Genomic DNA, 12422 nt, shown 5'->3' on the forward strand with positions numbered 1-12422 from the left:
AAGAGATACGAAATTAGTGGCCCAAATCACGGACGGGGGCAAAACTTTGCCGGTGGAGGGGGGTTGCTCCGTACTGGCGTAAAGCCTGCAGGTGTTCCTTGGTACCATACCCATCATTGTGGGCAAAGCCATATTCTGGATATTGCTGATCATATTGAATCATCAAATCATCCCGATAGACTTTGGCCAAGATGCTGGCCGCGGCAATACTGGCCGATTTGGCATCTCCCTTGATTAACTTTGTCTGGGGGATCTTCGTCTCAATTACCATCGCATCAACTAGTAGATGGTCCGGCTGACAGGTTAAGCGTTCGACGGCCTGCTTCATCCCCAGTCGACTCGCCTCATAGATGTTAATTTGGTCAATGATGGCCGGACTGACGCTCACGAGACTGTATGCAACCGCGGCTTGTTTAATGAGGGGCACAAGGCGCCGACGCTCGTGATCTGATAGTTGCTTGGAATCATTCACGGTGGGCAGGTTAAAGGTCGGCGGTAAAATCACCGCCCCCACCACCACCGGTCCAGCAAGCGGTCCCCGCCCCACTTCATCGACCCCCGCTACGTGCGCAATTCCCTGTTGCCAAAGCGTGCGTTCTTGTTGCAAGCGCTGTTGAAAAGCTTCAAAACGCCGCTGGTCTCGTTCCAGGCGCTTGGTCGTCTGTCGTAACAAGCGTTGCACCCCCTTGCGCGGATCCGTTTGGTAGGCCGTTAGTAGCGGATCAGTCGGGCTAGTTACCTGCGCTAATTGGGCCGTTAGTTCTTTAATGTTCATCAGTCACGACGTCCTGTGGATCATCTAAGGTAAACCGACCTAATTTCCCCTTCCGCACATCGGTAATCATGCGGTCCGACGCGCGTTCGTAATCATCCCGCATGCCTAAATTAGCCGTAATCAGCAACAATAATTCCGGAGCGGGTAATTCTAAATCGCGCGCTTGCAGATGATAACGCTCCTGCAGGGCCTCTGGATTAGTCGCCCGAAAAAACTGGAGTGCAAACAGGGCTACGTCATCGCTATGGTAAGCACTATCCCGAATGGCGCCCGTAAGAGCCAGTTTTTCAGCCACCGTTTGGTTCTGAAACTTCGGCCATAAAATTCCAGGGGTATCTAACAACTCCAGGTGCCCGTTGCCGGTTAACCACTGTTGCCCCTTCGTCACCCCTGGTCGATTCCCAACTGGCGCAGATCGTTTTTGGACTAATTGATTGAGGAGCGTTGACTTCCCGACGTTAGGCACCCCCACGCAAATCGCTTTGATGGTTTGGCGTTCCATGCCGCGCTCACTTTGAGCCGCTAATTTAGTCGTCAGAAGGGTCCGTGCGGCTTTTTCAATTTTTTTCTGCACGCCGGTCAACTTGGCATCAACTGCAAGCGCGGCCAGACCCTGCGCCCGAAAGAAACGTAACCACTGTTGAGTTAGCTTCGGGTCGGCTAAATCTGCCTTGGTTAAGATCATTAGACGGGGTTTTCCCTGACTAATTCTACTAACTTCTGGGTTAATGGACGTAAACGGAATCCGGGCGTCGACCAACTCAAACACCACATCAACTAGTTTAATGTTCGCTTCAAACTGGCGAATGGCCTTGGCCATGTGCCCCGGGAACCATTGAATGTTACTTTGCATGACCGACTCCTTAATCTAGGTAAGCTAAATATTTCTGCCAGGCATCATCAAAAATCGTTAAGGTTGGCAAATACCCCGCATTTTCCTCCAGGTACTTTGAAATTTCATCAAAATTATCGGTGTGTTTGGGAAAACTTTGGTCAAAGAAAGCATTATTTGCAAACTCAGCGAGCGCGGTATGACTGGCTGGATTCCGTTCTGTCATCAAATATTCATAAAAACTTTTTCGCATCTTCATCCTCTTTTCGCTGCCAAATTTCAAAGTGGTGCGGATACTCGGCCGGCGTGGCTCCAGGTCGTTCCTGAACTAGCGTGAACTGGTGGTAGTCAATCGGAGGCATCCTGGTATCTCCAGCGACGTCTGCGGCAATAACTGTACGATACAACCAAGTAACTTCAGGGAGCAATAACCGAAAAATTTGACTGCCCCCGACCACAAAGATCAGCTCATCATCGTGCTCTTTTGCATATTGCAAAAAGCTAGCAGGGGTGTGAAAAACTTGCACTTCTGCCGGAAAATTAGTGGCTGGTTGGTGGGTTAACACCAGATTTTGCCGGTGTGGTAACGGGCGCCCAAAACTGGCATAGGTTTTACTCCCCGCTAAAATGGGATGGCCCGTCGTCTGCTCCTTAAAAAAGTGCATGTCATCTGGCAGATGCCACGGTAACGTTCCTTGGTTGCCAATTATCTGGTTTTGAGCCTCTGCCCAAATAAATGCTAACATGCGTCTTGCCTCCTAAACGGCCACCGCCCCTTTAATCCGTGGGTGGTGCTGGTAATGTTGGATTTGAATGTCATCAATATCATAGTCAAAAATACTATTTTTAGCCGGATTTAACCACAGGGTCGGCGCTGGATATGGAGTGCGCGCTAACTGGGTCTTGACCTGTTCAATGTGGTTTTGGTAAATGTGGGCGTCTCCCAAGGTATGAATGAATTCACCTGGAACTAAGCCACATTCCTTCGCAATCAAACTCGTCAGTAAGGCGTAGCTGGCGATGTTAAACGGAACCCCTAAAAAGATGTCTCCACTACGTTGGTACAACTGGCAACTCAGTTTGCCGTCGTTTACATAAAATTGAAACAACGTGTGACACGGAGGTAAGGCCACCTCATCAACATCTCCGGGATTCCAAGCTGATACAATTAACCGCCGCGAGTTCGGATTCGTTTTAATTTGGTCAATCACCTTTTGGATTTGATCAACGGTTTGGCCATTGGTAGTTTGCCAACTCCGCCATTGACTCCCGTAGACCAACCCGAGGTCGCCGTACCGCGCTGCAAAGTCCGCATCCGCTAAGATTTGTTGACAAAACCACTCTTTTTGCTGCAGATACGCTGCTTTAAACTCTGGATCAGTTTGTGACCGTAAGCCAAAGTCGGTCATGTCCGGTCCCTGGTATTCCGCGGATTCAACCCAGTTTTTAAAGGCCCATTCGTCCCAGATGTGGTTATTATGTTGCAGTAAATACCGAATGTTTGTATCACCGCGCAAAAACCACAATAACTCGCTTTTAATCAGCCGAAAGGGAACGCTCTTGGTGGTCAGCAAGGGGAACCCTTCCGCCAGGTTAAAGCGCATTTGATACCCAAAGGTACTTAACGTCCCGGTGCCCGTGCGATCACCCTTCGGTTGTCCGTTTTCGAGCACAAACCGCGCTAACTTCAAATATTGCTCTTCTAACATGCCATTCCTCCGTGCCTAGTCTTCATCAACGTACTGACTTAGATACTCCCAGCGGGCTACCAGTTGGTCCCCCTCGGCATTCAAATCGTCTAACTGCCGTTGTAGTTCGGCCAATTTATTGTAATCAGCCGCATTCGCCTGCATTTGCTCTTGCACGGCGCTGATTGCAGCCTCGTTGTCAGCTAGTTTTTGGTCCAACTGATCCCATTCCAATTTTTCCGCGTAGGTTAACTTTGTTTTTTCCGCAGGTTGCTTCGGCGCCTTCGTGGGTTTTTCTGCAGTCGAGCCAGCTGGCTTCTCCTGATTAGGGGCGGTTTTGGTTTCCTGTTGTTCCGCTAGGTAGCTACTTAATGACCCCGTGTACCGGTCAATCTGGGCGTTCCCTTTAAACATCAACAATTGATCGGCGACCTTATCCAAAAAGTACCGATCGTGAGACACCGTAATCGTCGTGCCGTTGAAGTTTTCAATGTAATTTTCTAAGACGGTGAGCGTTCCAATGTCCAAATTGTTAGTCGGTTCATCTAGTAACAGGACGTTTGGTTGTTCCATCAGGAGTTTTAAGAGGTAGAGGCGGCGTTTTTCGCCCCCCGAGAGCTTCCGAATCAAGGTGCCGTGGGTGGCTTTGGGAAATAGAAACTGTTCCAGCAAGTTAGTGACACTAATTTGATTGCCGTCCTTATCAACCACTTTTTGCCCCACATCCGTGAGGTAATTGATCACCCGCTTATCGTCCGGAATTGGTTCCATTTGCTGGGTATAGTAGCCTAATTTTACCGTTGCTCCCAGTTCAATCGTACCGGAATCAAGCGGTAACTTCCCCGCAATCGCATTTAAAAAACTGGATTTTCCGGTCCCATTTTCCCCGCTGATTCCGAGGCGTTGCCCGTTTTGGACAATCAAACTAAAGTCCCGTAAAATCGGATGATCGGCGACGGTAAGATTAACGTCCTTCATTTCAATCACTTTTTTACCCAGGCGCTGTTGGCCCATGCTAATGTTGACGTCGCTTTCCACTGGGGTTCCCTGGTCAACTTCCTGCTTCAGGGCTTGAAAGCGTTCAATCCGGGCGTTTTGCTTGGTCGAGCGGGCTTTGGCACCAGCTTTCATCCACTGCAACTCCTGCTTATACAGTTGTTGCTGTTTGTGCCCCGCTGCCAATTCTTGGTCAACCCGTTCGGCTTTCTGTGCCACGTAGCTTTGGTAATTCCCATCGTATTCGTGTAATTTTCCAAATGAAAGCTCCCAAATGTGGTTAGTTACCTGATCTAAGAAGTACCGGTCATGAGTAACCACGATTAAAGAACCGTGATACCGGCTCAAATACTGCTCTAGCCAGGCAATCGATTCAAAATCCAAATGATTCGTTGGTTCATCTAGCAACAACAGGTTCGGCGATTGAATTAAAACCTGGGCTAGGCCCACGCGCTTCTGCATTCCCCCGGACATCGTTTGAATCGTTTGGTGTAAATCCGTGATTTTCAGTTGGGTTAAAATCGTTTTGACCTGGCTTTCCGCCGTCCATGCATCCAGCTCATTCATCTTCGCTTCCGCGGCAAGGTAAGCCCGTTCGGCATCAGGAGATTCGGGATGGGCGGAATAGGCCGCCAGCGTGTCTTCATAGCGCCGAATCACCCGGAAAATCGGTTGATTTCCGGAAAAAACCGCTTCTAACACCGTTTTGTCGCCCGGCAAGTCCGGCTGCTGTTTTAAATATCCAATTGTATAGGTTTTGGAAGTAACAATTTCGCCCGTTACGTCATGATCAACCTGCGCAATCGCATTTAAGAGTGATGATTTCCCACTCCCATTGGCTCCAATCAACCCAATTCGATCGTGCTCGTTGATGATAAAATTCAAGTCCCAAAAGAGGGTTTTCTCTCCGTACGTTTTGGTTAAATGTTCGGATCGTAACGTTTCTACCATGCTTTGTTTGCCTCACTTTGTTGTTTAGCAGCCGCCAACAACTGCGTTGTTTCGTTTGCAATCGTCCCGGCCACTACTTGGTGTTCTAATGAATTTAGCAGGTTCCCTAGCGCAGGACCGGGTTTAATTCCGGCTTGAATTAACTGTTTCCCGTTAATGGCCAGGTCGTGCTTACTGTGAATGGGAAGTTCCTGATAGCGCTGTTGTAATGCGGCGGTTTGATCCGGATGACCGAGTGCAACGACCACCTGCGCCGCATCCGTTAAACTAGTCGCGCCCGTTTGATACAACTGCCAGTTGGTTACGTGCTGCTCTAAGAGCGCATGAATGGCAGCGGTCACATTCGTCACCGCTCCCGTCAGTTGCTTGGAACTCTTCCAAGCGTGTAAGGTACTTTGAATTTGGGGGGCTTCCCATCCCAAGTTAACCGCTAGCCAACTCCAAACTTGGGTTTCATTTGCCAGTCGCTGCGCTAGTGGACGGTTAACGACCTCCGTGAGTTGCTTAACGGATTGGTTTAACACGGGTAGATAGTCTAGCAAGTGAGTCGTCAACATCTGCTGTAAGCCGCGTAATGGAGCTCGACCCAGTAACATTTTGACAAATTCCACGTGAATTCGTTCGATTGCAATTTTGGCTAGTAGCGCCCGGTTGGTTTGAATGGCCGCTAGGGTAACCGGCTCAATCGTAAAATCTAACTGACTTCCAAACCGGACCGACCGCATCATCCGCAGTGCATCTTCTTGAAAACGGTGGTCTGGATCCCCAACGGCCCGAATAATGTGCGCTTGCAGGTCAAAAAGGCCGTGAAACAGGTCAATCACTTCCCCATTTTCCCGCATCGCAAGGGCGTTGACCGTAAAGTCACGCCGCATTAAATCGGCCTGTAAGGACCGTACAAATGTGACCCGATCGGGCCGGCGATAATCCTGATACCCGGATTCCGTCCGAAACGTGGTAATTTCAAAACTATGGCGATGATAGCGAACCGTCACGGTTCCGTGCTCAATTCCTGTATCAATGGTGCGGGCAAAGAGTTGTTTTACTTCGGCTGGATAAGCCGAGGTGGCTAAATCCACGTCGTGAATAGGCAGGTGTAACAACGTATCCCGGACGCTGCCCCCCACAAAGTACGCTTCATAGCCATGTTGTTCGATTACTTGTAACACTTGTTGGGCGTCCACAAAGGCCGCCGGTAGGTTTTCAATGCGCACCGGTTGCTCCCTCTTTCTCATCTTTGGTTCAATTATACCAACAAATTTTACCTTACTGGGCTAAATCGAACAATTAAACAAAGAAACCCACCACCACTGTGATGAGTTTCCTAACTTAAAATTGGTCTTCGAGGTCTTCTAACATGTAAATCATTTCATCATCATTTGGAGCTAATTTTACGTAACGTTGCAATAACGGCAACGTTGCTTGAACCTGCCCCGCCTCTCGTAAGCAGAGAATATATTCCTTCAAAAAGTCAGGGTCGTCCTGAAAACTCGGATAGGCAGCTTGGTATTGGTGGATTGCCTCGTCTAGATGATCCAAGCGCGAATTGGCGAGCGCTAAATCCCACTCTAACTGAGCATCCGTTTCATGATCAGCTTGGTAAGGTGTCAATAAGTCCACCACGGCTTGGTTTTGATTGGACCGTAAGTACGCTGCCGCTAACTGGGTTACAACCGCTAATTGGTCTGGATTAGTTTGGTGCGCCTTTTGCAGATACTCCAGGGATTGCTCTGGTTGACCCTGCTTCGCTGCTAGACTGGCGGCGTGCAGGTATAGGGAAACGTTATACTCGTCAATGCCGAGTCCTTCTTGGTAAGTCCGAAGGGCGGCTTCTGGCTGTTGATCTGCTTCTAGTGCCTGACCTAAGTACAAATAGAGCGAGCTATACTGGGGATCAACTGCCCGTAATTGTTCCAATTGTTCGATTGCTTTTTTAAAGTCCCCTAGTTGAAAGTAGGTAAACCCAGTTTCAAACTGGACGTCTGGAGACATCGCGCCTGGTTCAATTTGCTCTAGGTAGCCAATCGCATTTTCAAAATTACCCACGTTGGCATAGGCCACCCCAATTCGTTCCACTAAATTAACGTTCGAAAGGCTGAGGTTCCCCTCCTTAATCAAAGCTAGGTACAAGGGGATCGCCTCGGCGTACTTCCCTTCTGAGAAATAAAGTTCCGCCAGGGCAAATTTAACCACTGGTTCGTCCGGAGCAAGTTGTAGGGCTTCCTTTAACTTCTGTTCGCTAACCACCGTTAAACCCTGGGTTTGGTATAAATCAGCCTGCCCTAACAGGGAATTTAAATAAAACTCGGAGTCCGGCTGAATCTGGTGGAGATAATCTAGGGCCGCGTCGGTTTCATCCTGAGTGATGAGAATGTCAGCAATGTAAGTTCGGAGTTGATCTTCAGTTGGATATTTTGCTAACAACTGACGGTAAAGCTGTAGCGCATCATCGGCAAAGCCGAGCGCATAAATCTCTTCTGCTAATGAAAACAGTAGTTCACTGTCATCGTGCTCTTTCGCTAGGGTTAAATTTTTTTGATAACTATCTAAATCGTTATTTTGTAAGGCAGTTAGTGCTTGTTCTGAATAACTCATCGTCAACCTCTCTTTTCCAACAAAAAAAGCCAGTTCGCACATGCGAACCGACTCCCGTTAAATAACTAATTATTTAACAGCATCCTTTAAAGCTTTACCAGGTTTAAAGGCAGGTACTTTACTTGCAGGGATTTCAATTTCCTTACCAGTTTGTGGGTTCCGTCCTTTACGTGCAGCACGTTCACGAACTTCAAAACTACCAAAACCGATTAATTGAACACGTTCACCTTTTGCAAGTTGTGCTTGGATTGCATCAAAAACAGCGTCCATTGCTGCCGTAGCATCCTTTTTAGTTAACCCAGCTGCTTGCGCAACATCGTCTACTAATTCTGCTTTGTTGGCCATGAGTGATTCACCTCCTGAAAAGATGTTTGAATTCAAACATCGACTTCTAAGCGCTCTCATCCAAATCAGAACGCCAGATGATACAAAACAAGCATCATCTCGTATTTAAAGATAGCACACGGAAACGCCGATTGCAACGCCATTTTAATACATTCTTAAGAGTTCTAGCGAAACCAACCTTATTTCCGACTGCGGGCAATAATGTGAATTGGCGTCCCGGTGAAGTCAAAATTCTTCCGAATCTGGTTTTCTAAGTACCGCTTATACGAAAAATGCAGCAGTTCCGGGTCATTCACAAAAATAACGATCGTGGGTGGTGCAACCGCCACCTGGGTCGCGTAGTAGATCCGGAGCTTCCGGGTCTTGATCGTGGGCGTAGGCGTCATCGCCACGGCGTCCAAAATAACTTCATTTAGAGTTGACGAACTAATCCGTTTTTCGTGGTTATCATTAACGCGCTCAATCAAAGCCGGTAACTGCTGTAACCGTTGCTTGGTTTTCGCCGAAACAAAGATGATTGGAGCATAGTCTAGATACTTAAATTCCATGCGAATCTGAGCCTCAAACTGTTGTTGCGTGTGATTATCCTTCTTTAAGGTATCCCACTTGTTCACCACGATAATGATGCCCTTGCCGGCCTCATGGGCATAGCCCGCCACGCGCTTATCCTGCTCCCGAATGCCTTCTTCAGCGTTTAATACGACCAGCACCACGTTACTATCGTCAATGGCCTTCATTGCTCGCATCACACTGTATTTTTCCGTCTTTTCGTAGACCTTGCCCCGTTTTCGAATTCCCGCGGTGTCAACGATTGTAAATTCCTGCCCATCGTGCACAAATTTGGTGTCAATCGCATCCCTGGTCGTTCCGGCCACCTCTGAGACAATCACCCGCTGATCCCCTAAAATCGCGTTCACTAGGGATGATTTGCCGACGTTCGGCCGTCCAATTAAACTAAAGCGAATGCTGTCGTCAGGAGCTGGATCTGGGACTTCTGGAAAGTTTTTGATGACTTCATCCAGCAAATCTCCAAGGCCAAGCCCGTGCGCTCCGGAAATGGCATAGGGATCGCCAAATCCTAAGGCATAAAAATCATACACATCGGCTCGACTTTCGAAGTTATCAATTTTATTGACCGCTACCACCACCGGTTTGTCGGCCTTGTACAGCAGTTGGGCCACCCGTTCGTCAGCATCGGTAATTCCCTGGCGGCCGTTCACCATGAAAATAATCACGTCTGCCTCATCAATTGCGACCTCCGCCTGGGCCGTAATTTGTTGGATAAACGGTTGGTCGGAAACTTCAATTCCACCTGTATCAATTAAGTTAAAGTTGTGGCCTAACCACTCCCCGTGGGCATAAATCCGGTCACGAGTGACCCCCGGCGTGTCCTCTACGATTGAAATTCGTTCCCCAGCAATGCGATTAAAAATCGTCGATTTTCCCACGTTCGGGCGCCCGACAATTGCTACCGTTGGATCTGCCATGTTCATTCCTCCTTGAAACTAAAAAAATCCTCCATTTTAACAAATGAAGGATTTTTCTAATTAATTAGTCTTGCGAATTAATGTCTTCACCTAAAATATCACCTAAAGTAAAACCACTTTCTTCTTCAGGAGCATTTGCAGTTGAGTTATCATCAACATTCCGCTTTGGAGCTTGCTTTGCTTCTTCAGCAGGAGCTTCTTCTAAAGCCTTCATTGATAATGCCAACCGGTGTTCTTCTGGATCGATGGAAAGCACCTTCACCTTAATGTCATCACCAGACTTCAACACGTCACTTGGTTTATCAATGTGTTTGTGTGAAATTTGGGAGATGTGAACCAAACCTTCCACGCCAGGAAAGACTTCGACAAAGGCACCAAAGTCAACTAATCGTTTAACTTTTCCGTCTAAGACACTGCCAACGGCAGCTTTCTCTTCGATATCATCCCAAGGACCAGGTTGTAATTGTTTGATGGAAAGCGAAATCCGGTCACGTTCTGGATCAACTGATAAGACCTTAACTTTAACCTTTTCGCCGACTTCTAAGACATCAGCAGCCTTGCTAACGTGGTCGTAGGAAATTTCAGAGATGTGTACTAAACCGTCCATCCCACCAAGGTCAATAAAGGCCCCGAAGTTCGTTAAGCGTGCTACCGTTCCTTCAATCACATCACCCGGTTTAATGGAACTCATAATCTTTTCACGAGCAGCAGCCCGGTCTTTTTCAGCGATTGCCCGGTGAGAAAGAATTAAGCGGTTTTCTTCCGGAACCACTTCGATGATCTTAACTTCTAACTCTTGACCCTTGTATTGGTTCAAGTCACTAACAAAGTGATCCGTAATCATGGAAGCTGGGATAAAGCCCCGAACACCATCAGCGTTAACAACTAACCCACCCTTGACGGGACGAGTAACCTTAACCGTGATGGTTTCGTCTTTTTCAGCTTTGTCTTTGATTTCATCCCAAACCTTCAAAGCTTCTAACCGGCGAATTGATAACAAGTAACTACCGTTTTCCTTGTCATCACCAATTTTAGAAACCACAACAACCTTGACTTGATCGCCAACTTTGTAGTTATCGGCAATGTTTTCATCAGGATCACCAGAAACTTCGCGACGAGGAATAACCCCTTCTACTCCGGCTCCTTCGATTCCAACCATTAGTTGTTGATCGTTATCAACGGCTAAAATTTCACCGTCAACAACGTCCCCAACGTTTACCTGCTTGATATTATCAAGCGCATCTAACAACTGTTTGTTTTCATTTTCACTCATCAAACATTTCCTCCTTGAAACTACTCTATCATCATTTTATCTTAATTGATGAGAGAATACCAGCAAAACATCACGAACCGCACTTATTTTTGAGTGAGGTCCTGTTTTTGCCGGATCAAGTCGGCAATTCGATCCACCACTTCATCAATTGACAGCGCGGTTGTATCAATCTCAGTGGCGTCGGGCGCTTTGCGTAACGGCGATACGGTCCGGTGGGAATCTTTGTAGTCTCGTTCCGCAATTTCTTGCTGCAACGTTTTTAAACTCGTCGTAATTCCCTTGGCCTGATTTTCTAAATACCGCCGTTCGGCACGCTCCTTGACACTGGCAACTAGAAAAACTTTGACGGCTGCGTGTGGCAGAACGGTCGTGCCGATGTCTCGGCCGTCCATTACAATCCCGCCAGCTTTGGCAAGTTCTTGCTGTCGCTTCACTAACGCGGCTCGAATGGCTGGTAAAGCCGAAACCGTCGAAACATGGTTAGTAACCGTTTCAGACCGGATTTCTTCTGTCACCTCGTCCTGATTCGCAAACACGTGTTGCACCGGATTGCCTGGGGTAAAGGTAATCTTGGTGTGCTGCAAAACCGCCAGTACTTCAGTTTCATTCGTCAAATCCACGTGCGCTTGTAAGGCCCGCAGGGTCACCGTCCGATACATTGCTCCGGTATCGACATACACGTACGCAAACTTACGCGCAACAATTTTAGCAACGGTACTTTTTCCAGCCGAGGCTGGACCATCAATGGCAACTTGTAATCCTTGTGGCTGCATTCCTCATCAATCCTTATCTGATTCGTAGTTTTTGACCGGGAACAATCACACTTTGGGAGGTCAACCCATTCAACCGTTCCAGTTCTTGCATGCTAATCCCAGCATTTTTAGCGACCCGGTAAATTCCTTCATGCTGCTGAACAACAACGTAATCTTTAGGCGCAGCCTGGTTGGTTGCTTGCGACTGCTGACTCGTTGTGGCCGTTGCCGTTGTTGCTTTAGCTGGTTCGGAACCATTAGCGGTAGTAGCGGCCGCTGGTTGCTTGTTTTGCGCAGTCTGATCATCGCTCTGCGCTGCATTAGCACTACTTGCGGTGGTGTCCCCAGTTTGGTCTGCCTGATCGGCGGTAGAATCAGTTTGCTTGGTAGCTGATTTTTTCGCCGGTTTAGATTGCTTTTTAGCCGCTTTCTTGTGCTTAGCCGGCTTCGTTTGCTTGGCAGTAGCTGGCTTAGCAGAGCTATTCAAATCGCCCTGCTTTGACATCCCAAAGGCTAACGCAAATAACGCGATTAACACGACTACGGAAGCCAAAATCGTCACAATCACCTTAATGTTCCCCTGCCTTTTACGGCGCGCCATCCGTGATGAAGCGGGCGTGGCTTTTTGGTTCGTACTCGTTTGACTTGGTTTCCCATCAAAAGATTGATCCCATGGTTCTTGCGGTTTTTCTTGCTTATCCAATTAAAATGCCTCCCTTTCTTGAATG

General features: G+C 47.9%; 13 protein-coding genes. All 13 read right to left on the reverse strand.

Translation table 11 applies throughout. From position 1 onward, the window contains the following. Positions 1 to 13: 13 nt before the first annotated feature. The 13 genes from M3M35_RS01480 to M3M35_RS01540 all read right to left on the reverse strand — a co-directional run bounded on the left by M3M35_RS01480 (position 14) and on the right by M3M35_RS01540 (position 12397). Positions 14 to 775, reverse strand: a complete 762-nt coding sequence (locus M3M35_RS01480) for a ribonuclease HII (protein ID WP_252750258.1) — start codon at positions 773 to 775, stop codon at positions 14 to 16. After that, a complete protein-coding gene (gene ylqF / locus M3M35_RS01485) occupies positions 765 to 1628 on the reverse strand; it encodes a ribosome biogenesis GTPase YlqF (protein WP_252750259.1) in 864 nt (287 codons plus the stop codon). Before ylqF ends, M3M35_RS01480 begins: the two co-directional genes overlap by 11 nt. Before the next feature lie 10 nt (positions 1629 to 1638). Then, the gene (locus tag M3M35_RS01490; RefSeq protein WP_252750260.1) at positions 1639 to 1860 is read right to left on the reverse strand and encodes a YozE family protein; all 222 of its coding nucleotides are present in this window, start codon (positions 1858 to 1860) and stop codon (positions 1639 to 1641) included. Further along, entirely contained in the window at positions 1841 to 2353 is a 513-nt protein-coding gene (locus M3M35_RS01495) for a dihydrofolate reductase (protein ID WP_252750261.1), read from the reverse strand. Before M3M35_RS01495 ends, M3M35_RS01490 begins: the two co-directional genes overlap by 20 nt. 12 nt (positions 2354 to 2365) lie before the next feature. Beyond that, the gene (locus M3M35_RS01500; protein WP_252750262.1) at positions 2366 to 3316 is read right to left on the reverse strand and encodes a thymidylate synthase; all 951 of its coding nucleotides are present in this window, start codon (positions 3314 to 3316) and stop codon (positions 2366 to 2368) included. Between the two features lie 15 nt (positions 3317 to 3331). After that, complete coding sequence (locus tag M3M35_RS01505) at positions 3332 to 5242, reverse strand: ABC-F family ATP-binding cassette domain-containing protein (protein WP_252750263.1); 1911 nt, start codon at positions 5240 to 5242, stop codon at positions 3332 to 3334. Further along, the gene (locus M3M35_RS01510; protein ID WP_252750264.1) at positions 5236 to 6477 is read right to left on the reverse strand and encodes a CCA tRNA nucleotidyltransferase; all 1242 of its coding nucleotides are present in this window, start codon (positions 6475 to 6477) and stop codon (positions 5236 to 5238) included. Before M3M35_RS01510 ends, M3M35_RS01505 begins: the two co-directional genes overlap by 7 nt. 94 nt (positions 6478 to 6571) lie before the next feature. Next, a complete protein-coding gene (locus M3M35_RS01515) occupies positions 6572 to 7837 on the reverse strand; it encodes a tetratricopeptide repeat protein (protein ID WP_252750265.1) in 1266 nt (421 codons plus the stop codon). Between the two features lie 69 nt (positions 7838 to 7906). Beyond that, on the reverse strand, positions 7907 to 8182 hold the full coding sequence (locus M3M35_RS01520) for an HU family DNA-binding protein (protein ID WP_252750266.1): 276 nt from the start codon (positions 8180 to 8182) through the stop codon (positions 7907 to 7909). A gap of 179 nt (positions 8183 to 8361) precedes the next feature. Further along, positions 8362 to 9669: a ribosome biogenesis GTPase Der gene (gene der / locus M3M35_RS01525; protein WP_252750267.1), complete on the reverse strand. Its 1308-nt coding sequence runs from the start codon at positions 9667 to 9669 to the stop codon at positions 8362 to 8364. A 64-nt stretch (positions 9670 to 9733) separates the two neighbouring features. Further along, entirely contained in the window at positions 9734 to 10942 is a 1209-nt protein-coding gene (gene rpsA / locus M3M35_RS01530) for a 30S ribosomal protein S1 (RefSeq protein WP_252750268.1), read from the reverse strand. Between the two features lie 83 nt (positions 10943 to 11025). Further along, entirely contained in the window at positions 11026 to 11715 is a 690-nt protein-coding gene (gene cmk / locus M3M35_RS01535; protein WP_252750269.1) for a (d)CMP kinase, read from the reverse strand. A gap of 13 nt (positions 11716 to 11728) precedes the next feature. Beyond that, the gene (locus M3M35_RS01540) at positions 11729 to 12397 is read right to left on the reverse strand and encodes a LysM peptidoglycan-binding domain-containing protein (RefSeq protein WP_252750270.1); all 669 of its coding nucleotides are present in this window, start codon (positions 12395 to 12397) and stop codon (positions 11729 to 11731) included. Positions 12398 to 12422: the final 25 nt, after the last annotated feature.

Source organism: Fructilactobacillus myrtifloralis (genome assembly GCF_024029335.1).
Lineage (GTDB): Bacteria > Bacillota > Bacilli > Lactobacillales > Lactobacillaceae > Fructilactobacillus > Fructilactobacillus myrtifloralis.

Coding starts and splice junctions, on each gene's coding strand:
- M3M35_RS01520 (WP_252750266.1), bottom strand. CDS start 8,182: ATGGCCAACAAAGCAGAATTAGTAGACGATGTTGCGCAAGCAGCTGGG.
- M3M35_RS01505 (WP_252750263.1), bottom strand. CDS start 5,242: ATGGTAGAAACGTTACGATCCGAACATTTAACCAAAACGTACGGAGAG.
- cmk (WP_252750269.1), bottom strand. CDS start 11,715: ATGCAGCCACAAGGATTACAAGTTGCCATTGATGGTCCAGCCTCGGCT.
- M3M35_RS01500 (WP_252750262.1), bottom strand. CDS start 3,316: ATGTTAGAAGAGCAATATTTGAAGTTAGCGCGGTTTGTGCTCGAAAAC.
- M3M35_RS01480 (WP_252750258.1), bottom strand. CDS start 775: ATGAACATTAAAGAACTAACGGCCCAATTAGCGCAGGTAACTAGCCCG.
- M3M35_RS01510 (WP_252750264.1), bottom strand. CDS start 6,477: ATGAGAAAGAGGGAGCAACCGGTGCGCATTGAAAACCTACCGGCGGCC.
- M3M35_RS01515 (WP_252750265.1), bottom strand. CDS start 7,837: ATGAGTTATTCAGAACAAGCACTAACTGCCTTACAAAATAACGATTTA.
- M3M35_RS01490 (WP_252750260.1), bottom strand. CDS start 1,860: ATGCGAAAAAGTTTTTATGAATATTTGATGACAGAACGGAATCCAGCC.
- M3M35_RS01495 (WP_252750261.1), bottom strand. CDS start 2,353: ATGTTAGCATTTATTTGGGCAGAGGCTCAAAACCAGATAATTGGCAAC.
- ylqF (WP_252750259.1), bottom strand. CDS start 1,628: ATGCAAAGTAACATTCAATGGTTCCCGGGGCACATGGCCAAGGCCATT.
- rpsA (WP_252750268.1), bottom strand. CDS start 10,942: ATGAGTGAAAATGAAAACAAACAGTTGTTAGATGCGCTTGATAATATC.
- der (WP_252750267.1), bottom strand. CDS start 9,669: ATGGCAGATCCAACGGTAGCAATTGTCGGGCGCCCGAACGTGGGAAAA.